Raw genomic sequence first — 24,873 nt, 5'->3', positions numbered from 1 at the left:
GCACCGACGCAAGCGAGGAGCACCATGACCGAGGCATACATCTACGACGCCGTGCGGACCCCGTTCGGCCGGTTCGGGGGCGCCCTGGCGGGCGTGCGCCCGGACGACCTGGCCGCCCTCGTCGTCGGCGAGCAGGTGAGGCGCGCCCCGGGGCTGGACCCGGCGGCGATCGACGAGGTGGTGCTGGGCAACGCCAACGGCGCCGGGGAGGAGAACCGCAACGTCGCCCGGATGGCCACCCTGCTGGCGGGACTGCCCGTGGAGCTGCCCGGCACCACCGTCAACCGCCTGTGCGGGTCCTCCCTGGACGCGGCGATCATCGCCTCCCGCCAGATCAACGCCGGCGAGGCCGAGGTGGTGCTCGTGGGCGGGGTGGAGTCCATGAGCCGCGCCCCCTGGGTGCTGCCCAAGACGGAGAGGCCCTACCCGGCCGGGGACATGACGCTGGCCTCCACCACGCTGGGCTGGCGCCTGGTCAACAAGAGGATGAACCCCGCCTGGACGGTCTCGCTGGGCGAGGCCACCGAGCAGCTGGCCGAACGCCACGGGATCACCCGGGAGCGGATGGACGAGTTCGCGTTCACCTCCCACCAGCGCACCCAGCAGGCCTGGGAGGCGGGCTTCTACGACGACCTCACCGTGGCGGTCCCCGGCACCGAGCTGACCCGCGACGAGTCCGTGCGCGCCTCCTCCACGGTCGAGAAGCTGAACGGGCTCAAGACCGTCTTCCGCGCCCAGGAGCAGGGCGGGACCGTCACCGCCGGCAACGCCTCGCCGCTCAACGACGGGGCCTCGGCGGCGCTGCTGGGCTCTGAGCGGGCCGCCGAGCTCACCGGCCTGGCGCCGCTGGCCCGCATCGCCGGGCGGGCGGCGGCCGCCAACGAGCCCCAGTACTTCGGCTACGCCCCGGTGGCGGCCGCGAACCTCGCGCTGCAACGGGCCGGGATCACGTGGGGAGACGTCGCGGCCGTGGAGCTCAACGAGGCCTTCGCCGCGCAGTCGCTGGCGTGTGTCGACGCCTGGGGGATCGACCCGGGCATCGTCAACCGGCACGGCGGGGCGATCGCGATCGGCCACCCGCTGGGTGCTTCCGGCACCCGCATCCTCGGCACCCTGGCCAAGTCCCTGCGCGCCTCGGGGGCCCGCTGGGGCGTGGCGGCGATCTGCATCGGCGTGGGCCAGGGCCTCGCCGTCGTGCTCGAGAACCAGGACGCGTGAGCCCCGTGACGGGACCCGCGCACCGGACCCCCCCCGGAGAAGACCACCCAAGGAAGGCACACCGCATGCTGAACATCGCAGCCAGCTGCGCGCAAGCCGTGGCGCCGATCCACGACGGCGCGACCGTCATGATCGGCGGCTTCGGCGTGGCCGGGCAGCCCGTCGAGCTCATCGACGCGCTCATCGACCACGGCGCCACCGGCCTGACGGTCGTCAACAACAACGCCGGCAACGGCGACGTCGGCCTGGCCAAGCTGATCCAGCTCGGCCGGGTGGCCAGGATCATCTGCTCCTTCCCCCGCCAGTCCGACTCCTGGCACTTCGACGAGAAGTACCGGGTGGGGCAGATCGAGCTCGAGGTCGTGCCCCAGGGCAACCTCGCCGAGCGGATCCGCGCCGCCGGGGCCGGGATCGGCGGTTTCTTCACGCCCACCGGCTACGGCACCCCGCTGGCCGAGGGCAAGGAGGTGCGCGAGATCGACGGCCGTCACTACGTCCTCGAGCACCCGATCAAGGCGGACTTCTCCCTGACCAAGGCGCACGTCGCGGACCGGGCGGGCAACCTCGTCTACCGCAAGACCGCGCGCAACTTCGGCCCCATCATGGCCGCCGCCGCCACCACGTCCATCGTCCAGGTCGCCCGCATCGTCGACCGCGGCGGGATCGACCCCGAGACCGTGGTGACGCCGGGCATCTACGTGGACACCGTCGTGCAGGTCGACGCCCCGGCCCAGGCCGACCCCCGAGAGGAGCTGTGACCATGACCGAGCAGACCGGCACCGAGCAGACCGGCACCGAGCAGACCGGCACCGAGCAGACCGGCACCGTCCCGCGGACCTCGGAGGCCCCGCTGACCCCCGAGGAGCTCGCGCGGGTGGTCGCCCGGGACATCCCCGCCGGGTCCTACGTCAACCTGGGCATCGGCCAGCCGACCCTGGTGTCGAACTACCTCAGCCCCGAGGACGACGTCACCCTGCACACCGAGAACGGCATGCTCGGCATGGGCCCGGAGGCCCACGGCGAGGCGGTGGACCCCGACCTGATCAACGCCGGGAAGATCCCCGTGGTCGAGACACCGGGCTGCTCCTACTTCCACCACGCGGACTCGTTCGCCATGATGCGGGGAGGCCACCTCGACTGCTGCGTGCTCGGCGCGTTCCAGGTCGACGCCCGGGGCAACCTCGCCAACTGGCACACGGGCCGGCCCGACGCCATCCCGGCGGTGGGCGGGGCCATGGACCTGGCCACCGGCGCCAGGCAGACCTTCGTCATGATGACCCTGCAGACGAAGAAGGGCGCCTCCAAGCTCGTGGCGCAGTGCACCATGCCCCTGACGGGCGTGGGCTGCGTCTCGCGCGTCTACACCGACCAGGCCGTGTTCCTGATCGAGGCCGACGGCGTGGCGGTGCGCGAGACCTTCGGCACGAGCTTCGAGCAGATCCAGCAGATCGTCGGCATCCCGCTGCGCCCCGCCCGCTGAGCCCAGCACCCCGCGGGGGCGCGGCGACCGGTCCCGGCCGCCGCGCCCCCGCCCCAGGCCCCGAGGAGATCCCCATGACCGAGCAGGACCCGACCGCCCCCGAGGGGGAGCGGGGCCCGGCGGGACAGTTCGTGCAGTCCCTGGCCCGTGGGCTCGGGGTGATCTCCGCGTTCGACGCCCAGCACCCGCGCATGAGCCTCAGCGACGTCGCCCGGCGCACCGGCCTCACCCGCGCCACCGCGCGCCGGTTCCTGCTCACCCTCGAGGAGCTGGGCTTCGTGCGCACCGACGGGCGGCTGTTCGAGCTCACCCCCAAGGTGCTGCAGCTCGGCTACTCCTACCTCTCCTCGCTGTCGCTGCCCGCGCTGGCCACGCCCCACCTCGAGGCGCTCTCCGAGCGGCTGCAGGAGTCCACCTCCGCGTCCGTGCTCGACGGCTCCGACATCGTCTACGTGGCCCGCGTCTCCACGCACCGGATCATGACCGTCGCCATCGCCGTCGGCACCCGCTTCCCCGCCCACGCGACGTCGATGGGCCGCGTCCTGCTCGCCGGGCTGGAGCCCGCGCAGCTGGAGCACTACTTCCGCACGACCACCCTCGAGGCCTTCACCGAGCTGACGCTCACGGACCGGGAGCGCCTCGAGGCCGACCTGCGGCGCGTGCGCGCCCAGGGCTGGGCGATCGTGGACCAGGAGCTGGAGATCGGGCTGCGCTCGGCGGCCGCGCCCGTGACCGACAGCGCGGGGCGGGTCGTCGCCGCCGTGAACGTGTCCATGCGCGTGGGCATGCCCGGCGCCAGCGCCGGCGACCCGGTGCGCGACGTCGTCCCCCCGCTGCTCGAGTGCGCCGGGCGGATCTCCGCCGACCTGGCCGCGACCGGACGCTGACCCCGGCCCCGGCCCCGGCCCGGGCGTCGGCGGGGCGGCCCCGGCTTTCCCGGCCGGCCGCGGTCTGATAGGCTGTCGAGGAATTGCACGGTCATGCGTCGGCGCTCGACACGCCGACGGGGCCGGGAAGATCAATGGCAGAACGGACTCGGTCCTCTGGCACGCGGTGTGTGCCTGAATGCCATTCTTTTCGTCTGCCCAGGTGCTCCCGGCGCCGCGACCGTGGTACTCGTCCGCCAGGCTTATCGTCAGCCCCCGCCCCGTTCCCGGCCCCGGCCGGAGGGTGGGGGAGCGGAACATCCCAGCGGGCCGTCCGCGGCCCGCGCAACCAGGAGACACTGTGCCTACAATCCAGCAGCTGGTCCGCAAGGGCCGGACCCCGAAGGTCGTCAAGACCAAGGCTCCCGCGCTCAAGGGCAGCCCCATGAAGCGCGGTGTGTGCACCCGCGTCTACACCACCACCCCGAAGAAGCCGAACTCCGCGCTGCGCAAGGTCGCCCGCGTGAAGCTCAACGGCGGCATCGAGGTCACCGCCTACATCCCCGGCGAGGGCCACAACCTGCAGGAGCACTCCATCGTGCTCGTCCGCGGCGGTCGCGTGAAGGACCTCCCCGGTGTCCGCTACAAGATCGTCCGCGGCGCGCTCGACACCCAGGGTGTCAAGGGCCGCCAGCAGGCCCGTTCCCGCTACGGCGCCAAGAAGGAGAAGAAGTAATGCCTCGTAAGGGTCCCGCTCCCAAGCGCCCGCTCGTCGTCGACCCGGTCTACAGCAGCCCGGTCGTCACGCAGCTGATCAACAAGGTCCTCCAGGACGGCAAGAAGTCCACCGCCGAGCGCATCGTCTACGGCGCCCTCGAGGGCGTCCGCGGCAAGACCGGCGCCGACCCGGTGGCCACGCTCAAGAAGGCCCTGGAGAACGTCAAGCCGGCCCTCGAGGTCAAGTCCCGCCGCGTCGGCGGCGCGACCTACCAGGTCCCCGTCGAGGTCAAGCCGGGCCGTGCCCAGGCGCTGTCCCTGCGCTGGCTGGTCGGCTACTCCAAGCTCCGCCGCGAGAACACCATGACGGAGCGTCTGCAGAACGAGATCCTGGACGCGTCCAACGGTCTCGGTGCCGCCGTGAAGCGCCGCGAGGACACCCACAAGATGGCGGAGTCCAACAAGGCCTTCGCTCACTACCGCTGGTAGAATCTTCTTCGGCCTGTCGGCCCCACCCGGGCCGACAGGCCGCCGGCACCATCACCTGAAGGGAAACACCGTGGCACTTGACGTGCTTACCGACCTCAAGAAGGTCCGCAACATCGGCATCATGGCCCACATCGATGCCGGCAAGACCACCACCACCGAGCGCATCCTGTTCTACACCGGTATCTCCCACAAGATCGGCGAGACCCACGATGGTGCCTCCACCATGGACTGGATGGCGCAGGAGCAGGAGCGCGGCATCACCATCACGTCGGCCGCGACGACCTGCTACTGGCACGACAACCAGATCAACATCATCGACACCCCCGGTCACGTGGACTTCACGGTCGAGGTCGAGCGCTCCCTGCGCGTGCTCGACGGCGCCGTCGCGGTCTTCGACGGCAAGGAGGGCGTCGAGCCCCAGTCGGAGACCGTCTGGCGCCAGGCCGACAAGTACGACGTCCCCCGCATCTGCTTCGTCAACAAGATGGACAAGCTGGGCGCCGACTTCTACTTCACCGTCGACACCATCATCAACCGCCTCGGTGCCAAGCCGCTGGTGATGCAGCTGCCGATCGGCTCCGAGTCCGCCTTCACCGGCGTCGTGGACCTGCTGACCATGAAGGCCTTCGTGTGGCCGGGCGACGCCAAGGGCGACGTCTCCATGGGCGCCAAGTACGAGATCCAGGAGATCCCGGCCGACCTCCAGGAGAAGGCCGAGGAGTACCGCAACCAGCTGGTCGAGACGGTGGCCGAGTCCACCGACGAGCTCATGGAGAAGTACCTCGGCGGCGAGGAGCTCACCGTCGAGGAGCTCAAGGCCGGCATCCGCCAGCTCACGATCTCCTCGCAGGCCTACCCGGTGCTGTGCGGCTCCGCGTTCAAGAACCGCGGCGTGCAGCCGATGCTCGACGCCGTCATCGACTTCCTGCCGTCCCCGCTGGACGTCCCGAACGTCGAGGGCCACGCCCTGAACGACGAGGAGGAGATCCTCACCCGTCCGGTCGACGCCAGCGCGCCGTTCTCGGCCCTGGCGTTCAAGGTCGCCACCCACCCGTTCTACGGGCAGTTGACCTACATCCGCGTCTACTCCGGCAAGGCCGGCAACGGCGACCAGGTGCTGAACTCCACCAAGGGCAAGAAGGAGCGCATCGGCAAGCTGTTCCAGATGCACTCCAACAAGGAGAACCCGGTCGACACGATCCAGGCCGGTCACATCTACGCCGCGATCGGGCTCAAGGACACCACCACCGGTGACACCCTGTGCGACCTGCAGAACCCGATCGTGCTCGAGTCGATGTCCTTCCCGGACCCCGTGATCTCCGTGGCCATCGAGCCGAAGACCAAGGGCGACCAGGAGAAGCTGTCCGTCGCCATCCAGAAGCTCTCCGCCGAGGACCCCACGTTCACCGTGTCCCTCAACGAGGAGACCGGCCAGACCGAGATCGGCGGCATGGGCGAGCTCCACCTAGACATCCTGGTGGACCGCATGAAGCGCGAGTTCAAGGTCGAGGCGAACGTCGGCAAGCCGCAGGTGGCCTACCGCGAGACGATCAAGAAGGCCGTCGACAAGATCGACTACACGCACAAGAAGCAGACCGGCGGCTCCGGCCAGTTCGCCAAGGTGCAGGTGGCCTTCGAGCCGATCCCGCTGGACGCCGAGGAGCTCTACGAGTTCGACAACAAGGTCACCGGTGGCCGCGTTCCGCGCGAGTACATCCCCTCCGTGGACGCCGGCATCCAGGACGCGATGCGTCTCGGCATCCTCGCCGGGTACCCGGTCGTGGGCGTCAAGGCCACGCTGCTCGACGGCGCCTACCACGACGTCGACTCCTCCGAGATGGCGTTCAAGATCGCCGGCTCCATGGTCTTCAAGGAGGGCGCCCGCAAGGCCCAGCCGGTTCTGCTCGAGCCGCTGATGGCCGTCGAGGTGCGCACCCCCGAGGAGTACATGGGCGAGGTCATCGGCGACCTGAACTCCCGCCGCGGCCAGATCCAGTCCATGGAGGACGTCACCGGCGTGAAGCTGGTCAAGGCGCTCGTGCCGCTGTCCGAGATGTTCGGCTACATCGGCGACCTGCGCTCCAAGACCCAGGGCCGCGCCGTGTACTCGATGCAGTTCGACAGCTACTCGGAGGTCCCCAAGGCCGTCGCCGAGGAGATCGTCCAGAAGAACCGCGGCGAGTAAGGCACCACCCCTCGGCTCCGGCCGGGAATTTCATCAAACAACCACAGCCCACGTAGACTTGCAGAGGTTTCAGTACTGCTGATCGCCTCAGATCCCCCCGGAACCCACGCGGCGGGGACATGCTGAGCAAGTTTCCACACATGTTCTAGGAGGAACAACCATGGCGAAGGCCAAGTTCGAGCGCACCAAGCCGCACGTCAACATCGGCACCATCGGCCACGTCGACCACGGCAAGACGACGCTCACGGCTGCCATCTCCAAGGTCCTGCACGACAAGTACCCGGACCTCAACGAGCAGCGCGACTTCGGCGCCATCGACTCCGCTCCGGAGGAGAAGCAGCGCGGTATCACCATCAACATCGCGCACATCGAGTACCAGACGGAGAAGCGGCACTACGCCCACGTGGACGCCCCGGGCCACGCCGACTACGTCAAGAACATGATCACCGGTGCGGCGCAGATGGACGGCGCCATCCTGGTGGTCGCGGCCACCGACGGCCCGATGGCCCAGACCCGCGAGCACGTGCTGCTCGCCCGCCAGGTGGGCGTGCCCTACCTGCTCGTGGCCCTGAACAAGTCCGACATGGTCGACGACGAGGAGCTGCTGGACCTCGTCGAGATGGAGGTGCGCGAGCTCCTCTCCGACCAGGGCTTCGACGGTGACGACGCCCCGGTCGTGCGCGTCTCCGCGCTCAAGGCCCTCGAGGGCGACCCGGAGTGGGTCTCCAAGATCGAGGAGCTCATGGACGCCGTGGACGAGTCCGTCCCGGACCCCGTCCGCGAGATGGACAAGCCGTTCCTCATGCCGATCGAGGACGTCTTCACCATCACCGGTCGCGGCACCGTGGTGACCGGCCGTGCCGAGCGCGGCACCCTGCCGATCAACTCCGAGGTCGAGATCGTCGGCATCCGCCCGGTCCAGAAGACCACCGTCACCGGCATCGAGATGTTCCACAAGCAGATGGACGAGGCCATGGCGGGCGAGAACTGCGGCCTGCTGCTGCGCGGTCTCAAGCGTGACGACGTCGAGCGTGGTCAGGTCGTGTGCAAGCCGGGTTCCATCACCCCGCACACCGACTTCGAGGCGAACGTCTACATCCTCTCCAAGGAGGAGGGCGGCCGTCACAACCCGTTCTACTCGAACTACCGTCCGCAGTTCTACTTCCGGACCACCGACGTCACCGGCGTCATCACCCTGCCGGAGGGCACCGAGATGGTCATGCCCGGTGACAACACCGAGATGACCGTCGCGCTCATCCAGCCGATCGCGATGGAGGAGGGCCTCGGCTTCGCCATCCGCGAGGGCGGCCGCACCGTCGGCTCCGGCCGCGTGACCAAGATCATCAAGTAGGTCCTCCCGGGCTCACCGACGATCGGCAGAACCCCCCGTCGCCTCGCGCGGCGGGGGTTCTCGCACGTCCGGGCCCGCACGGCCCGCGCCGCCGGCCGTGCGGGCGGCCGCCGGCCCCGGCGCGCCGGCGCCCCGCCGCTGCCGCCGCCGGCGGGGGAGGCGTGCGTTTGCACCGGGCCGGGATCTCTGGCAGGATGGACGACGTTGTTCAAGCGCCGACGTGTGCTCTCAGCGGTTCGAACCGGCGAGTCCCCAGGACGGGCCTCCGAAGCAGAACCGAGGGCCAGCAGCCCGAGACGCTGCCACGTACGGACCACATACAGCCCGCCCCGACAGATGGATCCGGTGCGCCCTCGTGTGCTGCACGAGGCGACACGCCCGAGTTCGGGGGTCGGTGCTCCAGCAGGGTGAGGAACCCGGGTTCCCCGGATTCAGCCTGCGTGGAGCGGCGCCCGCACCTCGGCGCCATGTACAAGGAGCGCGAGCTCCGTCACAGGGAAGTACTTGAAGAAAGAGAGTCACGACGCCATGGCGGGACAGAAAATCCGCATCCGGCTGAAGTCTTATGACCACGAGGTCATCGACGTCTCGGCCCGGAAGATCGTTGAGACGGTGACGCGCGCAGGCGCCACGGTGGTCGGCCCCGTGCCGCTGCCGACGGAGAAGAACGTGTACTGCGTCATCCGCTCGCCGCACAAGTACAAGGACAGCCGTGAGCACTTCGAGATGCGCACCCACAAGCGGCTGATCGACATCATCGACCCCACGCCGAAGGCCGTCGACTCGCTCATGCGGCTCGACCTGCCGGCCGACGTGAACATCGAAATCAAGCTGTAAAGAGGATCGCATCCCAATGACTACCACTTTCGAACGCCAGGTGAAGGGCCTGCTGGGCACGAAGCTCGGCATGACCCAGGTCTGGGACGAGAACGGGAAGTTCGTGCCGGTGACCGTCGTCAAGGCGGACTCCAACGTCGTGACCCAGCTGCGCAACCAGGACCGTGACGGCTACTCGGCCGTGCAGATCGGGTACGGTGCGATCGACCCCCGCAAGGTGACCAAGCCGCTGGCCGGTCACTTCGAGAAGGCCGGCGTGACCCCCCGCCGCCACGTCGTCGAGCTGCGCACGGCCGACGCCGAGTCGTACGAGCTCGGCCAGGAGCTCTCCGTCGAGCTCTTCGAGGCCGGCCAGAAGGTCGACGTCATCGGCACCACCAAGGGCAAGGGCACGGCCGGTGTGATGAAGCGTCACGGCTTCTCCGGCGTCGGCGCCTCCCACGGTGCCCACAAGAACCACCGCAAGCCGGGATCCATCGGCGGCGCGTCCTACCCCGCTCGCGTGTTCAAGGGCATGCGCATGGCGGGCCGCATGGGCAACGCGCGGCACACGACCCAGAACCTCACCGTTCACGCCGTGGACGCCGAGAACTCCCTGCTGCTCATCAAGGGCGCCCTGCCGGGCCCCAAGGGTTCGGTCGTCCTCGTCCGCACCGCAGTGAAGGGAGCCTGACACCATGGCAACTCAGACCGTCAACGTCGACCTGCCCGCCGAGATCTTCGACGTCCAGACCAACGTGCCGCTGCTGCACCAGGTCGTCGTCGCTCAGCTGGCCGCGGCCCGCCAGGGCACGCACAAGACCAAGAACCGCGCCGAGGTCTCCGGCGCCGGCCGCAAGCCCTTCAAGCAGAAGGGCACCGGCCGCGCCCGCCAGGGCTCGATCCGCGCCCCGCACATGACCGGCGGTGGCGTCGTGCACGGCCCGACCCCGCGCGACTACAGCCAGCGCACCCCCAAGAAGATGAAGGCCGCCGCCCTGCGCGGTGCCCTGTCCGACCGGGCGCGCAACAACCGCATCCACGTCGTGGAGTCCATCGTCGAGGGCACCGTCCCGAACACGAAGGCCGCCCAGGCGACGCTGCGCGGGCTGACCGACCGCAAGAACCTGCTGGTCGTCCTGGCCCGCACGGACGACGCGGCCGCCCTGTCGATCCGCAACCTGGCCGACGTCCACACCATCTACGCGGACCAGCTCAACACGTACGACGTGCTGGTCTCCGACGACGTGGTCTTCACCCGGGCCGCCTACGAGTCCTTCGTGGCCGCGGCCAGCAAGAAGAAGCAGGAGGACGCCAAGTGAGCGCAACCAGCATCAAGGACCCCCGCGACGTCATCATCGCCCCCGTCGTCTCGGAGAAGTCCTACGGGCTCATCGACGAGGGTCGCTACACGTTCTTCGTGGCGACCGACGCGAACAAGACCGAGATCAAGTACGCCGTCGAGCAGGTCTTCGGCGTCAAGGTCGAGTCCGTGAACACCATCAACCGTGCCGGCAAGCGGAAGCGCACGCGCTTCGGCTGGGGTCAGCGCAAGGGCACCAAGCGTGCCGTTGTGACCCTCAAGGAAGGCACCATCGACATCTTCGGCGGTCCGCTCGCCTGAGCGGAGACCACTTTAACGAGGAACTGACACCATGGCTATCCGCAAGCACAAGCCGACAACCCCGGGCCGTCGCGGCTCGTCCGTTGCCGACTTCGCAGAAATCACGCGCACGACCCCCGAGAAGTCGCTGGTCCGGCCGCTGCCCAAGAAGGGCGGGCGCAACAACGCCGGCCGCATCACCACCCGGCACAAGGGCGGCGGGCACAAGCGCCAGTACCGCGTCATCGACTTCCGTCGCCACGACAAGGACGGCGTCGACGCCAAGGTCGCGCACATCGAGTACGACCCCAACCGCACCGCGCGCATCGCGCTGCTGCACTACGTGGACGGCTCCAAGCGCTACATCGTCGCGCCGAACAAGCTGTCCCAGGGCGACATCGTCGAGTCCGGCCCCGGTGCCGACATCAAGCCCGGCAACAACCTGCCGCTGCGCAACATCCCCGTCGGCACCGTGATCCACGCCGTCGAGCTGCGCCCGGGCGGCGGCGCCAAGCTGGCCCGCTCGGCCGGCGCGTCCGTGCAGCTCGTCGCGAAGGAGGGCAAGTACGGCCAGCTCCGTCTGCCCTCCGGCGAGATCCGCAACGTCGACGTGCGCTGCCGCGCGACCGTCGGCGAGGTCGGCAACGCCGAGCAGTCGAACATCAACTGGGGCAAGGCCGGCCGCAACCGCTGGAAGGGCATCCGCCCGACCGTCCGTGGTGTGGTCATGAACCCGGTCGACCACCCGCACGGTGGTGGTGAGGGCAAGACCTCCGGTGGCCGCCACCCGGTCAACCCCAACGGCAAGCCCGAGGGCCGCACCCGTCGCCCCAACAAGGAGAGCGACAAGCTCATCGTCCGCCGTCGTCGTACCGGCAAGAACAAGCGCTAAGGAGCCTGACACATGCCACGCAGCCTGAAGAAGGGCCCTTTCGTCGATCAGCACCTTTTCCTGAAGGTCGCCAAGGAGAACGACAAGGGCACCAAGAACGTCATCAAGACGTGGTCCCGCCGCTCGATGATCGTCCCCGACATGCTCGGGCACACGATCGCCGTGCACGACGGACGCAAGCACATCCCCGTGTTCATCACCGAGTCGATGGTCGGGCACAAGCTCGGCGAGTTCGCTCCCACGCGGACCTTCCGCGGCCATGTGAAGGACGACAAGAAGGGCAAGCGCCGCTGATCCTCACGGATCGCGCAGCGTGAGCACTTCGAGAAGACGAGAGAAGGAAAGCAATGGAAGCCAAGGCATCTGCGCGCTACATCCGCGTGACGCCTATGAAGGCCCGGCGCGTCGTCAACCTGATTCGTGGCCAACAGGCGAATGAGGCTCTGGCGATTCTGAAGTTCGCCCCCCAGGGCGCTTCGGAGCCGGTGTTCAAGGTCCTCCAGTCGGCCGTCGCCAACGCGCGGCAGCTGGCGGACCGTGACGGCCGGCCGTTCAAGGAGGAGGAGCTCTTCGTGAGCGAGGCCTTCGTCGACGAGGGCCCGACCATGAAGCGGTTCCAGCCGCGTGCCCAGGGGCGCGCCTTCCGCATCAACAAGCGCACGAGCCACATCACCGTGATCGTGGCGACCCCGGAGATCGAGGAGGTCCGCTAAGTGGGACAGAAGATCAACCCGCACGGGTTCCGGCTGGGCATCACCACCGACCACGTGTCGCACTGGTACGCGGACTCCACCAAGGAGGGCCAGCGCTACAAGGACTACGTCCGCGAGGACGTGAAGATCCGCCAGCTCATGTCCACGGGCATGGAGCGCGCCGGCATCTCCAAGGTCGAGATCGAGCGCACCCGTGACCGCGTGCGGGTGGACATCCACACCGCCCGCCCGGGCATCGTCATCGGCCGCCGCGGCGCCGAGGCCGACCGCATCCGCGGCGAGCTCGAGAAGCTCACCGGCAAGCAGATCCAGCTGAACATCCTCGAGGTCAAGAACCCCGAGATCGACGCCCAGCTGGTCGCGCAGGGTGTCGCCGAGCAGCTCGCCTCCCGCGTGGCGTTCCGCCGCGCCATGAAGAAGGCCATCCAGTCGGCGCAGCGCGCCGGCGCCAAGGGCATCCGGATCCAGTGCTCCGGCCGCCTCGGCGGGGCCGAGATGAGCCGCTCGGAGTTCTACCGCGAAGGCCGTGTGCCCCTGCACACCCTGCGCGCGAACATCGACTACGGGTTCTTCGAGGCCAAGACCACCTTCGGCCGCATCGGCGTGAAGGTCTGGATCTACAAGGGCGACCTCACCTCGAAGGAACTGGCGGCCCAGCAGGCCGCCGCCCCGTCCCGTGGCCGCGGCGGCGACCGCGACCGCCGCGGCGGCCCCGGGGAGCGCCGCGGCGGCGCCGGTGAGCGCCGTCGCACCGACCGTAACGACCGTGGCGGGCGCCGTGAGCGTCCCGACGCCACCGCCTCGCAGGCCCCGGCCGCCGAGGCGACCAACGCAGAGGGTGGTAAGTAAATGCTCATCCCACGTCGTGTGAAGTACCGCAAGCAGCACCACCCCAAGCGGTCCGGTGCTGCCAAGGGCGGCACCACCGTCGCCTTCGGCGAGTGGGGCATCCAGGCGCTCACGCCGGCCTACGTGACGAACCGTCAGATCGAGGCCGCCCGTATCGCCATGACCCGCCACATCAAGCGTGGCGGCAAGGTCTGGATCAACATCTACCCGGACCGTCCCCTGACCAAGAAGCCCGCCGAGACCCGCATGGGTTCCGGTAAGGGCTCGCCCGAATGGTGGGTCGCCAACGTCAAGCCCGGCCGCGTGATGTTCGAGCTCTCCGGTGTCTCCGAAGAGGTCGCACGCGAGGCCCTGCGCCTGGCGATCCACAAGCTCCCGATGAAGGCACGTATCGTGCGTCGCGAAGGTGGTGAATGAGAATGGCTGTTGGATCCAAGGATCTGAACATCGAGAACCTCGCGGCCCTCGACAACGACTCTCTGGGTGAGGCGCTGCGCAAGGCCAAGGAGGAGCTGTTCAACCTCCGCTTCCAGTCCGCAACCGGTCAGCTCGAGAACAACGGCCGCCTCAAGGCCGTCAAGCGCGACATCGCCCGCATCTACACGGTGCTGCGCGAGCGCGAGCTCGGCATCCGGCCCCAGGCCGAGTCCGCCGAGACGACCGCCGAGAACACCTCCGAGGAGGACGCCAAGTGACCGAGCAGATCAACACCGGCGCCGAGCAGGCCGCCGAGCGCGGTGACCGCAAGACCCGCCGCGGCTACGTGGTCTCCGACAAGATGGACAAGACCGTCGTCGTCCAGCTGCAGGACAACGTCAAGCACGCCCTGTACGGCAAGGTCATCCGCCGCTCGTCGAAGGTCAAGGCCCACGACGAGGCCAACACGGCCGGCGTCGGCGACCTCGTCCTGATCTCCGAGACCCGTCCGCTGTCCGCCACCAAGCGGTGGCGGATCGTGGAGATCATCGAGAAGGCCAAGTAGGCCAAGCAGGACAAGCAGGCGGCTCCGGCCCCGCTGGAACCGCCCCGGCACGACGGCCCGCTCCTCCTCCGAGGGGCGGGCCGTCGTCCGTTGCCGGCCGCGCACAGGCCCTCCGGTCTGTGCTAGGCTGGTGAGCTTGTATGGGCCAATTCGTCTGCCCGTACGACCCACAGCTCTTCGTGCCAGCGCATAATGACCGCGTGCAGGGCGCCCCCGTGCCACCTGGTGGCGGGTTCAGATGCTCCTGGCATGGAGGGCTGGGCCCGGTCCGGCGTGCGACGCCGGGGGAGGGCACATCATCCGACAAGCTGTTCCGCAAGGCCCGCACCGTGCTCTCGATCGGTGTTGGAACCGGCGTGACGACAGGAGTAATCAGTGATTCAGCAGGAGTCGCGACTGAAGGTCGCCGACAACACGGGTGCGAAGGAAATCCTGACCATCCGCGTTCTCGGTGGATCCGGACGTCGCTACGCAGGCATCGGCGACATCATCGTCGCCACCGTCAAGGACGCGATCCCGGGCGGGAACGTCAAGAAGGGCGACGTGGTCAAGGCCGTCATCGTCCGTACCAAGAAGGAGCGCCGTCGTCCGGACGGCTCCTACATCAAGTTCGACGAGAACGCCGCAGTGATCCTGAAGAACGACGGGGACCCCCGTGGCACCCGCATCTTCGGCCCCGTGGGCCGCGAGCTGCGCGACAAGAAGTTCATGAAGATCATCTCGCTGGCTCCGGAGGTGCTCTGACCATGGCGAAGTTCAAGATCAAGACCGGTGACCTGGTGCAGGTCATCTCGGGCAGCAAGGACAACAAGGGCAAGCAGGGCAAGGTCCTGCGCGTGTTCCCGGAGACGTCCCGCGTGCTCGTCGAGGGCATCAACGTCGTGACCCGCCACCGCAAGGCCTCCATGCAGGGCGAGGCCGGCGGCATCGAGAAGGTCGAGGCCCCGATCCACGTGTCCAACGTGGCGCTCGTGGACCCGGAGACCAAGAAGCCGACCCGCGTCGGCTACCGCACCGAGACCGTGGAGCGCGACGGGCGCCAGAAGACCGTCCGCGTCCGCGTCTCCAAGAGCACCGGCAAGGACCTGTGATGAGCGAAACCACCGAGATCAGCGTGTCCCCGCGCTTCAAGGCCAAGTACCAGGAGACCGTCGTTCCCGCGCTGCAGGAGCAGTTCTCCTACGCCAACGTCATGGAGATCCCGCGCGTCGTCAAGGTCGTCGTGAACATGGGTGTCGGTGACGCCGCCAAGGACTCCAAGCTCATCGACGGCGCCGTGCGCGACCTCACCGCGATCACCGGCCAGAAGCCGCTCGTGACCCGGGCCAAGAAGTCCATCGCGCAGTTCAAGCTGCGCGAGGGCATGCCGATCGGCGCGCACACCACGCTGCGCGGCGACCGCATGTGGGAGTTCCTCGACCGCCTGGTGACCCTGGCCCTGCCGCGCATCCGCGACTTCCGCGGTCTGTCCGACCGCCAGTTCGACGGCAACGGCAACTACACCTTCGGCCTCACCGAGCAGTCCATGTTCCACGAGATCGACCAGGACCGGATCGACCGCGTCCGCGGCATGGACATCACGGTGGTCACCACCGCGAAGACCGACGACGAGGGCCGTGCGCTGCTGAAGGCGCTCGGGTTCCCCTTCAAGACCAACTAATCCTGCTACGTTCCAGGTCCGCACCGAGCGCCCCCGGCGTCGGCGGAAACCGGGACGAGGAAGGGCACGTGCCCCCAAAATGACAATGACAGATCCTGTTGCGGACATGCTGACGCGTCTGCGCAACGCCAACTCCGCCTACCACGACTCCGTGAGCATGCCGTACTCCAAGCTCAAGGCCCGCGTGGCGGACATCCTCAAGGCCGAGGGCTACATCGCGGACTGGACGGAGGCGCCGGCCGAGGTTGGCAAGACCCTCACCCTGTCCCTGAAGTTCGGCCCCAACCGTGAGCGCTCGATCGCGGGCGTCCGGCGCATCTCCAAGCCGGGCCTGCGCGTCTACGCCAAGTCCACCAACCTCCCCAAGGTCCTGGGCGGCCTGGGCATCGCCATCCTGTCCACCTCCTCCGGGCTGCTGACCGACAAGCAGGCCGCGAAGAAGGGCGTGGGCGGCGAAGTCCTCGCGTACGTCTGGTAATCCGGAACAGAAAGGAAGAGAACATGTCACGTATCGGACGTCTCCCCATCTCTGTGCCGGCCGGTGTGGAGGTCACGGTCGACGGCAACGTCGTCGCCGTCAAGGGCGCCAAGGGCGAGCTGCGGCACACCGTCGCCAGCCCCATCGCCGTGGTGCTGGAGGACAGCACCCTCACGGTCACCCGGCCGAACGACGAGCGGGAGTCCCGCTCGCTGCACGGCCTCACCCGCACCCTGATCGCCAACATGATCCAGGGCGTCACGCAGGGCTACAGCAAGGGCCTCGAGATCGTGGGCACCGGCTACCGCGTGGCGGCCAAGGGCCAGGACCTCGAGTTCGCCCTCGGCTACAGCCACCCGATCACCTTCAAGGCCCCGGACGGCATCTCGTTCACGGTCGAGGGCGTCAACCGGCTGACCGTCAACGGCATCGACAAGCAGCAGGTCGGCGAGGTCGCCGCGAACATCCGCAAGCTGCGTGCCCCCGAGCCCTACAAGGGCAAGGGCGTGCGGTACGCCGGCGAGCAGATCCGCCGCAAGGCCGGAAAGGCTGGTAAGTAATCATGGCTCTGAAGATCAAGGGCAAGTCCAAGGCTGCCGCCCGCAGCCGCCGCCACGTGCGCGTGCGCAAGCACCTCACCGGCACCGCGGCCCGCCCGCGCCTGGTGGTCAACCGCTCGGCCCGCCACATGTTCGTCCAGGTCGTCGACGACACCAAGGGTGTCACCGTCGCCTCGGCGTCCACCATGGAGGCCGACCTGCGCGGCGCCGACGCGGACAAGACCGCGAAGGCGAAGCGCGTGGGCGAGCTCGTGGCCGAGCGCGCCAAGGCCGCCGGTGTCGAGGCCGTCGTGTTCGACCGCGGCGGCAACAAGTACCACGGTCGCGTGGCGGCCGTCGCCGACGGCGCCCGCGAGGGAGGTCTGGCACTGTGAGCGAGCAGAACAACGAGAAGGAAACCCAGGTGACCGAAGCCAGCACTGCCTCCACGGAGGCGACCGGGGCCCAGCAGAGCACCGACGCCAACCGCTCCCAGGACTCCCGCGGCGACCGCGGGGGCCGGGGCGAGCGCGGCGGTCGCGGTGAGCGCGGCGGTCGCGGTGAGCGCGGCGGTCGTGGTGGCCGCGGCGGTCGCGAGGAGGAGAAGGACAAGTTCCTCGAGCGCGTCGTGACCATCAACCGCGTGTCGAAGGTCGTCAAGGGCGGCCGTCGCTTCAGCTTCACCGCCCTCGTCGTCGTCGGCGACGGCAACGGCATGGTCGGTGTCGGCTACGGCAAGGCCAAGGAGGTGCCGGCCGCGATCTCCAAGGGTGTCGAGGAGGCGAAGAAGAACTTCTTCCGCGTCCCCCGCATCGAGGACCGCACCATCCCGCACCGTGTGCAGGGCGAGGCCGCTGCCGGTGTCGTCATGCTGCGCCCGGCCACCCCGGGTACCGGTGTGATCGCCGGTGGCCCGGTCCGCGCCGTGCTCGAGTGCGCCGGCATCCACGACGTGCTCTCCAAGTCCCTGGGCTCGTCGAACCAGATCAACATCGTGCACGCAACCATCGAGGCGCTCCGTCAGCTCGAGGAGCCGGCGGCCGTCGCGGCGCGCCGCGGCCTGCCCATCGACGAGGTCGTTCCCGGTCCGTTGCTGCGCTCGATCCAGAAGGCAGGTGCCTGATGTCCGGCAAGCGTATCCAGCCCGACGGCGCGGAGCTGCGGATCACGCAGATCCGTTCCGTGGTCGGCCAGAAGCAGAACATGCGTGAGACCCTGCGCTCGCTCGGCCTGAAGCGGCCCGGCAACGTGGTCGTCCGCAAGGCCGACGGCGTGACCGCGGGCATGGTCAACACCGTCGCCCACCTGGTCAAGGTCGAGGAGGCCAAGTAACCATGGCAGAGAACACTGCTGAGAACAACGAGAAGGTGCACGCACTGAAGGTGCACCACCTGCGTCCGGCCCCGGGCGCCAAGACCGCGAAGACCCGTGTGGGTCGCGGTGAGGGCTCCAAGGGCAAGACCGCCGGCCGCGGCACCAAGGGCACCAGCGCCCGGTACCAGGTCAAGGCGGGCTTCGCGGGCGGGCAGCTGCCGCTGCACATGCGGCTGCCGAAGCTGCGCGGGTTCAAGAACCCGTTCCGCGTGGAGTACCAGGTGGTCAACCTGGACAAGCTCACCGAGCTGTACCCGCAGGGCGGCGACGTGACCGTCGACTCGCTCGTGGCCAAGGGCGCGGTCCGCAAGAACCAGCCCGTCAAGGTCCTGGGCTCCGGCGAGATCGCGGTCGCGGTCAACGTGAAGGCGCACGCCTTCTCCGGCTCCGCCGCCGAGAAGATCGCCGCCGCCGGCGGCAGCACCACCGCGCTGTGAGCGCGGGCCGCGGGACCGGGCGCGCCCCGGTCCCGCGGCGCGCGGGTCAGGCCCCGTCCACGCCAGCGTGGGCGGGGCCTGACCCGTACCGGCGGGCCGGCGCCCCTCGCGCCGCGGCCCGCCGCGCCGACGCGCGCCTCCGGCCGGGGGCCCGTGCGCGGTGCGTTCGCTAGACTTGGCCCGGAGTCGTCCGTGCCCGCCCGCGCGCGGACGGGAACCGAGCTCCCGCCCACACCACCTACGCGGCCGGATCCCGGTCGGACCCAGTCTCTAGGAGGACATGTGCTCAGCGCTTTCGGACGGGCGTTGCGAACCCCCGACCTGCGACGCAAGCTGGGGTTCACCCTCGCCCTCATCGTGCTCTACCGCCTGGGCACGTTCATCCCGGCGCCGGGCGTGGACTACGCCAACGTGCAGCAGTGCCTCGACCTGGGGACCACCACGGGCGGCGTCTACGACATGGTCAACCTCTTCAGCGGCGGCGCCCTGCTGCAGCTGTCCATCTTCGCCCTGGGCGTGATGCCCTACATCACGGCGAGCATCATCGTGCAGCTGCTGCGCGTGGTGATCCCGCGCTTCCAGGAGCTGCACGAGGAGGGGGCGCAGGGCCAGACCAAGCTCACCCAGTACACGCGCTACCTGACGATCGGGCTGGCGCTGCTCAACGCGACCACCGTCGTCTCGCTCGCCCGCTCGGGCGCGCTGCTGGGCAACTGCCCCCTGCCGATCATCCCGGACGACACGGTCCTCACCGTGGTCATCATGGTCATCACCATGACCGCGGGCACCGCGATCATCATGTGGCTCGGCGAGCGGATCACGGAGCGGGGCGTCGGCAACGGCATGTCCCTGCTGATCTTCACGTCCATCGCGGCGACGTTCCCGGCCGCGCTCGGCGAGATCCTGCGCACCCGGGGGTGGGGCGTGTTCCTCACCGTGCTCGCCGTGGGGCTCGTGGTGATCACCTGCGTCGTGTTCGTGGAGCAGTCCCAGCGCCGCGTGCCCGTCCAGTACGCCAAGCGCATGGTGGGCCGCCGCACGATCGGCGGGACCACGACCTACATCCCGCTCAAGGTCAACATGGCCGGCGTCATCCCGATCATCTTCGCGTCCTCGATGCTGATGCTCCCGGGCATGCTCGCCCAGTTCGGGATGCCCGACGACGGCAGCGACGTCCCCGGCTGGGTCAACTGGATCAACACCTACCTGGTCTCCGGGGACCACCCCGTCTACATGGCGCTGTACTTCCTGATGATCGTGTTCTTCACGTACTTCTACGTGTCGATCACCTTCAACCCGGAGGAGGTCTCCAACAACATGAAGCGCTACGGCGGGTTCATCCCGGGGATCCGCGCCGGGCGGCCCACCGAGAAGTACCTGCAGTACGTGCTGAGCCGCATCACGTTCCCGGGGGCCCTGTACCTCGGCATCGTGTCGATGATCCCGCTGATCGCCCTCGTGGTGGTCGACGCCAACCAGAACTTCCCGTTCGGCGGGCCCTCCCTGCTGATCATGGTGGGCGTGGGCCTGGACACCGTGAAGCAGATCGAGGCCCAGCTGCAGCAGCGCCACTACGAGGGCCTGCTGCGCTGAGCCGGACGGCGCCCGGTCCGGCCCGCGCGGAGTCCGGACGGCCCGGGCCGGTCGCGGGTCGGCCGCTAGACTGGGCCCGCAGCCATCACCGACCGCAAGGAGACTCCATGACCCGCATGCTCATCATCGGCCCCCCCGGCGCAGGCAAGGGCACCCAGGCCGTGCGCATCTCGGAGAAGCTGGGCGTCCCGGCGATCTCCACCGGTGACATCTTCCGGGCCAACATCAAGGAGCAGACCGAGCTCGGGCGCGAGGCCAAGGGCTACATCGACGCCGGCGACCTCGTGCCCGACTCCGTGACCAACCGCATGGTGCGCGCCCGCCTCGCGGAGACCGACACCGCCGACGGCTTCCTGCTCGACGGCTACCCGCGCAACGCCGCGCAGGTGACGGAGCTCGACTCGATCCTCGCCGAGCTGGGCCACGACCTCGACGTCGTCCTCCAGCTGACCGCCGACACCGACGAGCTCGTGCAGCGGCTGCTGGGCCGCGCGCAGAAGGAGGGGCGGACCGACGACACCGAGTCCGTCATCCGCCACCGCCTTGACGTCTACGACGCCGAGACCGCCGTCGTCGTCGACCTCTACGACCAGCGCGGGATCGTCCGCGAGGTCGACGGGCTCGGGTCCGTCGACGAGGTCACCGACCGCATCATGGCGGTGCTCTCCTGAGAGCCGCCCCGCACTGACCGCACCGTGACACCCCCGGACCGACCCGGGGGTCTCACGTTTAACACACGACCGTCCGCCCGCGGCTCCCGGGGGCGGCGGACGGGAAGGACCACCGCATGTTCGGCCGCCGCCGGATCGAGTACAAGACCAACGCCCAGCTGCGCGCCATGCAGCGCGCCGGGGTGGTGACCTCGCGCGCCCTCGACGCCGCCGTGGCCGCCGCCGTGCCCGGGGCCACCACCGCCTCCCTCGACGAGGTGTTCCGCTCCGTCCTCGAGGAGCACGGGGCCACCTCGAACTTCCTCGGCTACTTCGGCTACCCCGCCACCGTGTGCGTGTCGGTCAACGACGTCGTCGTCCACGGCATCCCGGGGGAGCAGGTGCTCGCCGCGGGGGACATCCTCTCCATCGACGGCGGCGCGATCGTCGACGGCTGGCACGGGGACTCGGCGCGCACCGTGCTCCTCGGCCGGGCCGACCCCGCGGACGCCGAGCTGTCCGAGGTCACCCGGCAGGCCATGTGGCGCGGGATCGCCGCCGTGGCCACCGGCACCCACGTGGGCGACATCGGCGCGGCCGTCGAGGACTACGTGCGCGAGGTCTCCGGGCACCGCTTCGGCATCCTCGAGGAATACGTGGGCCACGGGATCGGTTCCAAGATGCACATGGCTCCCGACGTCCTCAACTTTCGCAGCAACGACCGCGGGCCCCGGCTGAAGGCCGGGATGGCGCTGGCGATCGAGCCCATGCTCGTGCGCGGGGGGATCGGCACGCGCGTGCTGGACGACGACTGGACCGTGGTCACCACCGACGGCGCCCGCTCCAGCCAGTGGGAGCACTCCGTCGCCCTGCACACCGAGGGCATCTGGGTGCTGACCGCCGAGGACGGCGGCGCCTCCGAGCTGGAGCCTCTCGGCGTCACGCCCGTCCCCGTCCCCGAGGACTGACCGGCCCACCGCCCGACCGGGCGCCACCACCGCACGAGCCACCACCGCACGAGGAGAACCACGTGTCCGCGACACCCATCGAGCTCACGGTCCGCCCGAAGCCCGGCCAGCTGACCTTCACCGCGCCCCGCCGCGGCAAGCCGCCCCGGCACATCGCCGACTTCGACATGGCCGGGCGCCGCGAGTTCCTGGCCGAGCTGGGGCACAAGCCGTTCCGCGCCGGCCAGCTCTCCCGGCACTACTTCGACCGGCTCGCCGTGGACGCCGCGGACATGACCGACCTGCCGGCGGAGGGGCGCGAGGAGCTCGTCGCCCAGGCCATGCCGCCGCTGCTGTCGACCGTGCGCACCCTCGAGGCGGACCAGGGGGCCACGCTCAAGAGCGTGCACCGGCTCTTCGACGGCGCCACCGTCGAGTCGGTGCTCATGCGCTACCCCAACCGGGTGACGATGTGCATCTCCTCCCAGGCCGGGTGCGGGATGAACTGCCCCTTCTGCGCGACCGGCCAGGCGGGGCTGACCCGCAACCTCTCCACCGCCGAGATCGTCGAGCAGGTCGTGCATGGCGCGCGCCTGCTCCGCGGCGGGCGCGTGGGGCGGGCGGAGCAGGAGCCGCTGCGCGTGTCCAACATCGTGTTCATGGGCATGGGGGAGGCGCTGGCCAACTACAAGGCCTCGATCGGGGCCGTGCACCGGCTCATCGACCCGTCCCCGGAGGGCCTCGGCCTCTCGGCCCGCGGCATCACCATGTCCACCGTGGGCCTGGTGCCCGGCATCCGGAAGTTCACCCAGGAGAAGCTGCCGGTCACGCTCGCCCTGTCCCTGCACGCCCCGGACGACGAGCTGCGGGACGAGCTCATCCCCATCAACACCCGGTGGAAGGTCGACGAGGCGCTCGACGCCGCCCGCGACTACTACGACGCCACCGGCCGGCGCGTGTCCGTCGAGTACGCGCTCATCCGCGACATCAACGACCACGGCTGGCGCGCCGACCTGCTGGGGGAGAAGCTCAACGCCCGCGGCACCGGCTGGGTGCACGTCAACCCCATCCCGCTCAACCCCACCCCCGGGTCCAAGTGGACGGCCTCACGCCCCGGCGTCGAGCAGAACTTCGTGGAGCGGCTGCGCGCCCACGGGATCCCCACGACCGTGCGCGACACCCGCGGCTCCGACATCGACGGTGCGTGCGGACAGCTCGCCGCGACCGTCTGAGCGTCGCCGCCCCGCCGGGCGGGGCGATCGCGGGCGCCCGCCGCGTAGAGTGTTCTGTTGGTTGTCTGTGCTCAAGCGATTCCGCACTTCTCGGACCACGCCGACCCCTCTCCGCTCCACGAACGGTGATGGTGCACGCGTACGGGTCCGTTGCGGCGTTTAACGAACTGGAAGACCTGAAAACCTGCCCGTCGCCCCGGCGGGGGGCACCTGAAGTTAGCGGAGGATATGGCCAAGAAAGACGGAGTCATCGAGATCGAAGGCACTGTGGTCGAGGCTCTGCCCAACGCGATGTTCCGCGTTGAGCTGAACAACGGTCACCTGGTCCTCGCCCACATCTCGGGCAAGATGCGCCAGCACTACATCCGGATCCTGCCCGAGGACCGTGTGGTGGTGGAGCTGAGCCCGTACGACCTCACCCGCGGTCGTATCGTCTACCGCTACAAGTAGGACCGGCGGTCGGGCAACCGGCCGTCCTACGCACCACCACTCAAGAGAACGACGCGAAGGAATGCGATGAAGGTCCAACCGAGCGTGAAGCCGATCTGCGACAAGTGCAAGGTGATCCGCCGCAACGGCCGGGTCATGGTGATCTGCGAGAACCCGCGCCACAAACAGCGTCAGGGCTGAGCCCCCGACCTGTCCCACGCAAGTGGATTGACGAAGGCACCGCTCCCGACCGGAGAGATCCAGGCGGGTGCCCCCGGTACAGAGGCCGGGGACCGGCGGCCGGACACGACGTCCGCGACCGGGCAGCGATGCTCAAGACCTCTGGAGAACAACAAGGAGAACCGCCGATATGGCTCGTCTCGCAGGCGTTGACCTTCCCCGTGAGAAGCGGCTGGAAGTAGCGCTCACCTACATCTACGGCGTGGGCCGCACCCGCGCGCACGAAACCCTCGAGGCCACCGGCATCTCGGGCAACCTGCGCGTGCGCGAGCTCACCGATGCCCAGCTCGTGGAGCTGCGCGACTACATCGAGGGCAACTACAAGGTCGAGGGCGACCTCCGCCGCGAGGTGGCCGCCGACATCCGACGCAAGGTCGAGATCGGCAGCTACCAGGGTCTGCGGCACCGTCGCGGCCTGCCGGTGCACGGTCAGCGCACCAAGACCAACGCGCGCACCCGCAAGGGCCCGAAGCGCACGGTCGCCGGCAAGAAGAAGTAGCCGGCTGCCGCTCGTGCGACCGGACCCGCGGGTCCCCCGAGCGGCCCACCACCACTCTTCGCTCTTCCTGAACACTTTGTAGGAGAACTCCATGCCCCCGAAGACTCGCGCAGCGGCTTCTCGCAAGCCCCGTCGCAAGGACAAGAAGAACGTCGTCCAGGGCCAGGCCCACATCAAGTCGACGTTCAACAACACCATCGTCACCATCACCGACCCCACCGGCGCCGTCCTCTCCTGGTCCTCCGCCGGCGAGATGGGTTTCAAGGGCTCGCGCAAGTCCACCCCGTTCGCCGCCCAGATGGCCGCCGAGGCCGCCGCCAAGCGCGCGCAGGAGCACGGCGTGCGCAAGGTCGACGTGTTCGTCAAGGGCCCGGGCTCCGGGCGCGAGACCGCCATCCGCTCCCTGCAGGCCACCGGCCTCGAGGTCGGCTCCATCTCGGACGTCACCCCGAGCGCGCACAACGGGTGCCGCCCGCCGAAGCGCCGCCGCGTCTGATGCGAGTGCGCCGACCGGGTCCCGTGGCACACGGGGCCCGGTCGGCGTGCCGACAACGGACCGCGCACCGGTCCGCACCCATCAACTGTTTTCCACCACCTGCGCGCGTCATATAGCGGATGCCCGCTGAAAGGAAAC

General features: G+C 69.2%; 36 protein-coding genes. All 36 read left to right on the top strand.

Annotated elements, in window-relative coordinates; all coding sequences use genetic code 11:
• Positions 1-24: 24 nt before the first annotated feature.
• The 36 genes from ACYSMR_RS05320 to rpsK all read left to right on the top strand — a co-directional run bounded on the left by ACYSMR_RS05320 (position 25) and on the right by rpsK (position 24,735).
• Positions 25-1,218 (top strand): thiolase family protein, encoded by a 1,194-nt coding sequence (locus tag ACYSMR_RS05320; protein ID WP_461747584.1) that lies wholly within the window; start codon positions 25-27, stop codon positions 1,216-1,218.
• A gap of 65 nt (positions 1,219-1,283) precedes the next feature.
• Positions 1,284-1,976, top strand: a complete 693-nt coding sequence (locus tag ACYSMR_RS05315; protein WP_461747583.1) for a 3-oxoacid CoA-transferase subunit A — start codon at positions 1,284-1,286, stop codon at positions 1,974-1,976.
• Positions 1,977-1,978: 2 nt separating this feature from the next.
• Positions 1,979-2,698: a 3-oxoacid CoA-transferase subunit B gene (locus ACYSMR_RS05310; protein ID WP_461747582.1), complete on the top strand. Its 720-nt coding sequence runs from the start codon at positions 1,979-1,981 to the stop codon at positions 2,696-2,698.
• A gap of 74 nt (positions 2,699-2,772) precedes the next feature.
• Positions 2,773-3,585, top strand: a complete 813-nt coding sequence (locus tag ACYSMR_RS05305; RefSeq protein ID WP_309125523.1) for an IclR family transcriptional regulator domain-containing protein — start codon at positions 2,773-2,775, stop codon at positions 3,583-3,585.
• A gap of 340 nt (positions 3,586-3,925) precedes the next feature.
• Positions 3,926-4,300, top strand: a complete 375-nt coding sequence (rpsL, locus tag ACYSMR_RS05300) for a 30S ribosomal protein S12 (protein ID WP_062734959.1) — start codon at positions 3,926-3,928, stop codon at positions 4,298-4,300.
• Entirely contained in the window at positions 4,300-4,770 is a 471-nt protein-coding gene (gene rpsG / locus ACYSMR_RS05295) for a 30S ribosomal protein S7 (protein WP_047803917.1), read from the top strand. Before rpsL ends, rpsG begins: the two co-directional genes overlap by 1 nt.
• Before the next feature lie 70 nt (positions 4,771-4,840).
• Positions 4,841-6,955 (top strand): elongation factor G, encoded by a 2,115-nt coding sequence (fusA, locus tag ACYSMR_RS05290; protein ID WP_251332954.1) that lies wholly within the window; start codon positions 4,841-4,843, stop codon positions 6,953-6,955.
• Between the two features lie 160 nt (positions 6,956-7,115).
• On the top strand, positions 7,116-8,306 hold the full coding sequence (tuf, locus tag ACYSMR_RS05285; protein ID WP_251332955.1) for an elongation factor Tu: 1,191 nt from the start codon (positions 7,116-7,118) through the stop codon (positions 8,304-8,306).
• A gap of 528 nt (positions 8,307-8,834) precedes the next feature.
• Complete coding sequence (gene rpsJ, locus ACYSMR_RS05280) at positions 8,835-9,143, top strand: 30S ribosomal protein S10 (protein ID WP_003803825.1); 309 nt, start codon at positions 8,835-8,837, stop codon at positions 9,141-9,143.
• 16 nt (positions 9,144-9,159) lie between these two features.
• Positions 9,160-9,816: a 50S ribosomal protein L3 gene (gene rplC, locus ACYSMR_RS05275; protein ID WP_251332956.1), complete on the top strand. Its 657-nt coding sequence runs from the start codon at positions 9,160-9,162 to the stop codon at positions 9,814-9,816.
• A gap of 4 nt (positions 9,817-9,820) precedes the next feature.
• Positions 9,821-10,444 carry a 50S ribosomal protein L4 gene (gene rplD, locus ACYSMR_RS05270; RefSeq protein ID WP_251332957.1) on the top strand — a complete coding sequence of 208 codons (624 nt, stop codon included), beginning with the start codon at positions 9,821-9,823 and terminating at the stop codon, positions 10,442-10,444.
• Entirely contained in the window at positions 10,441-10,746 is a 306-nt protein-coding gene (rplW, locus tag ACYSMR_RS05265; protein ID WP_251332958.1) for a 50S ribosomal protein L23, read from the top strand. Before rplD ends, rplW begins: the two co-directional genes overlap by 4 nt.
• Positions 10,747-10,777: 31 nt before the next feature.
• Entirely contained in the window at positions 10,778-11,617 is an 840-nt protein-coding gene (rplB, locus tag ACYSMR_RS05260) for a 50S ribosomal protein L2 (RefSeq protein WP_251332959.1), read from the top strand.
• Positions 11,618-11,629: 12 nt separating this feature from the next.
• The gene (gene rpsS, locus ACYSMR_RS05255; protein ID WP_017833300.1) at positions 11,630-11,911 is read left to right on the top strand and encodes a 30S ribosomal protein S19; all 282 of its coding nucleotides are present in this window, start codon (positions 11,630-11,632) and stop codon (positions 11,909-11,911) included.
• Positions 11,912-11,964: 53 nt separating this feature from the next.
• Positions 11,965-12,330 carry a 50S ribosomal protein L22 gene (rplV, locus tag ACYSMR_RS05250; protein WP_251332960.1) on the top strand — a complete coding sequence of 122 codons (366 nt, stop codon included), beginning with the start codon at positions 11,965-11,967 and terminating at the stop codon, positions 12,328-12,330.
• Positions 12,331-13,179 (top strand): 30S ribosomal protein S3, encoded by an 849-nt coding sequence (gene rpsC, locus ACYSMR_RS05245; RefSeq protein WP_251332961.1) that lies wholly within the window; start codon positions 12,331-12,333, stop codon positions 13,177-13,179.
• Positions 13,180-13,596: a 50S ribosomal protein L16 gene (gene rplP / locus ACYSMR_RS05240; RefSeq protein ID WP_058859358.1), complete on the top strand. Its 417-nt coding sequence runs from the start codon at positions 13,180-13,182 to the stop codon at positions 13,594-13,596.
• Positions 13,597-13,598: 2 nt separating this feature from the next.
• Positions 13,599-13,874: a 50S ribosomal protein L29 gene (rpmC, locus tag ACYSMR_RS05235; RefSeq protein ID WP_285859579.1), complete on the top strand. Its 276-nt coding sequence runs from the start codon at positions 13,599-13,601 to the stop codon at positions 13,872-13,874.
• Positions 13,871-14,161 (top strand): 30S ribosomal protein S17, encoded by a 291-nt coding sequence (gene rpsQ / locus ACYSMR_RS05230; RefSeq protein WP_308222179.1) that lies wholly within the window; start codon positions 13,871-13,873, stop codon positions 14,159-14,161. Before rpmC ends, rpsQ begins: the two co-directional genes overlap by 4 nt.
• A gap of 375 nt (positions 14,162-14,536) precedes the next feature.
• Positions 14,537-14,905 (top strand): 50S ribosomal protein L14, encoded by a 369-nt coding sequence (rplN, locus tag ACYSMR_RS05225; protein WP_017833306.1) that lies wholly within the window; start codon positions 14,537-14,539, stop codon positions 14,903-14,905.
• Between the two features lie 2 nt (positions 14,906-14,907).
• Complete coding sequence (rplX, locus tag ACYSMR_RS05220) at positions 14,908-15,252, top strand: 50S ribosomal protein L24 (protein ID WP_251332962.1); 345 nt, start codon at positions 14,908-14,910, stop codon at positions 15,250-15,252.
• Entirely contained in the window at positions 15,252-15,821 is a 570-nt protein-coding gene (gene rplE / locus ACYSMR_RS05215) for a 50S ribosomal protein L5 (RefSeq protein ID WP_251332963.1), read from the top strand. The genes rplX and rplE overlap by 1 nt, the downstream gene beginning before the upstream one ends.
• 79 nt (positions 15,822-15,900) lie before the next feature.
• On the top strand, positions 15,901-16,299 hold the full coding sequence (rpsH, locus tag ACYSMR_RS05210; RefSeq protein WP_251332964.1) for a 30S ribosomal protein S8: 399 nt from the start codon (positions 15,901-15,903) through the stop codon (positions 16,297-16,299).
• A 23-nt stretch (positions 16,300-16,322) separates the two neighbouring features.
• Positions 16,323-16,859: a 50S ribosomal protein L6 gene (gene rplF / locus ACYSMR_RS05205; RefSeq protein WP_251332965.1), complete on the top strand. Its 537-nt coding sequence runs from the start codon at positions 16,323-16,325 to the stop codon at positions 16,857-16,859.
• Between the two features lie 2 nt (positions 16,860-16,861).
• Complete coding sequence (gene rplR, locus ACYSMR_RS05200) at positions 16,862-17,233, top strand: 50S ribosomal protein L18 (protein WP_251332966.1); 372 nt, start codon at positions 16,862-16,864, stop codon at positions 17,231-17,233.
• A complete protein-coding gene (rpsE, locus tag ACYSMR_RS05195; protein WP_461747581.1) occupies positions 17,230-17,961 on the top strand; it encodes a 30S ribosomal protein S5 in 732 nt (243 codons plus the stop codon). The genes rplR and rpsE overlap by 4 nt, the downstream gene beginning before the upstream one ends.
• Entirely contained in the window at positions 17,961-18,170 is a 210-nt protein-coding gene (gene rpmD, locus ACYSMR_RS05190; RefSeq protein WP_461747580.1) for a 50S ribosomal protein L30, read from the top strand. Before rpsE ends, rpmD begins: the two co-directional genes overlap by 1 nt.
• 2 nt (positions 18,171-18,172) lie before the next feature.
• Positions 18,173-18,649, top strand: coding sequence for a 50S ribosomal protein L15 (rplO, locus tag ACYSMR_RS05185; protein ID WP_251332969.1), 477 nt, complete (start codon positions 18,173-18,175; stop codon positions 18,647-18,649).
• Between the two features lie 282 nt (positions 18,650-18,931).
• The gene (gene secY / locus ACYSMR_RS05180; protein WP_251332970.1) at positions 18,932-20,242 is read left to right on the top strand and encodes a preprotein translocase subunit SecY; all 1,311 of its coding nucleotides are present in this window, start codon (positions 18,932-18,934) and stop codon (positions 20,240-20,242) included.
• A gap of 107 nt (positions 20,243-20,349) precedes the next feature.
• Positions 20,350-20,913, top strand: a complete 564-nt coding sequence (locus tag ACYSMR_RS05175; protein WP_251332971.1) for an adenylate kinase — start codon at positions 20,350-20,352, stop codon at positions 20,911-20,913.
• 116 nt (positions 20,914-21,029) lie between these two features.
• Positions 21,030-21,860 (top strand): type I methionyl aminopeptidase, encoded by an 831-nt coding sequence (gene map / locus ACYSMR_RS05170; protein ID WP_461747579.1) that lies wholly within the window; start codon positions 21,030-21,032, stop codon positions 21,858-21,860.
• Positions 21,861-21,922: 62 nt separating this feature from the next.
• Positions 21,923-23,071 (top strand): dual-specificity RNA methyltransferase RlmN, encoded by a 1,149-nt coding sequence (gene rlmN, locus ACYSMR_RS05165; RefSeq protein WP_461747578.1) that lies wholly within the window; start codon positions 21,923-21,925, stop codon positions 23,069-23,071.
• A gap of 228 nt (positions 23,072-23,299) precedes the next feature.
• Positions 23,300-23,521: a translation initiation factor IF-1 gene (gene infA / locus ACYSMR_RS05160; protein WP_017833319.1), complete on the top strand. Its 222-nt coding sequence runs from the start codon at positions 23,300-23,302 to the stop codon at positions 23,519-23,521.
• 66 nt (positions 23,522-23,587) lie between these two features.
• Positions 23,588-23,701, top strand: a complete 114-nt coding sequence (rpmJ, locus tag ACYSMR_RS05155; protein WP_017833320.1) for a 50S ribosomal protein L36 — start codon at positions 23,588-23,590, stop codon at positions 23,699-23,701.
• A 169-nt stretch (positions 23,702-23,870) separates the two neighbouring features.
• A complete protein-coding gene (gene rpsM / locus ACYSMR_RS05150) occupies positions 23,871-24,239 on the top strand; it encodes a 30S ribosomal protein S13 (RefSeq protein ID WP_251332974.1) in 369 nt (122 codons plus the stop codon).
• A gap of 91 nt (positions 24,240-24,330) precedes the next feature.
• Positions 24,331-24,735 (top strand): 30S ribosomal protein S11, encoded by a 405-nt coding sequence (rpsK, locus tag ACYSMR_RS05145; RefSeq protein WP_251332975.1) that lies wholly within the window; start codon positions 24,331-24,333, stop codon positions 24,733-24,735.
• The last annotated feature ends 138 nt before the right edge of the window (positions 24,736-24,873 follow it).

The organism is Kocuria sp. U4B, assembly GCF_054875615.1.
The sequence above is the reverse complement of the archived record's forward strand: the minus strand, read 5'-3'. Positions and strand labels throughout refer to the sequence as shown.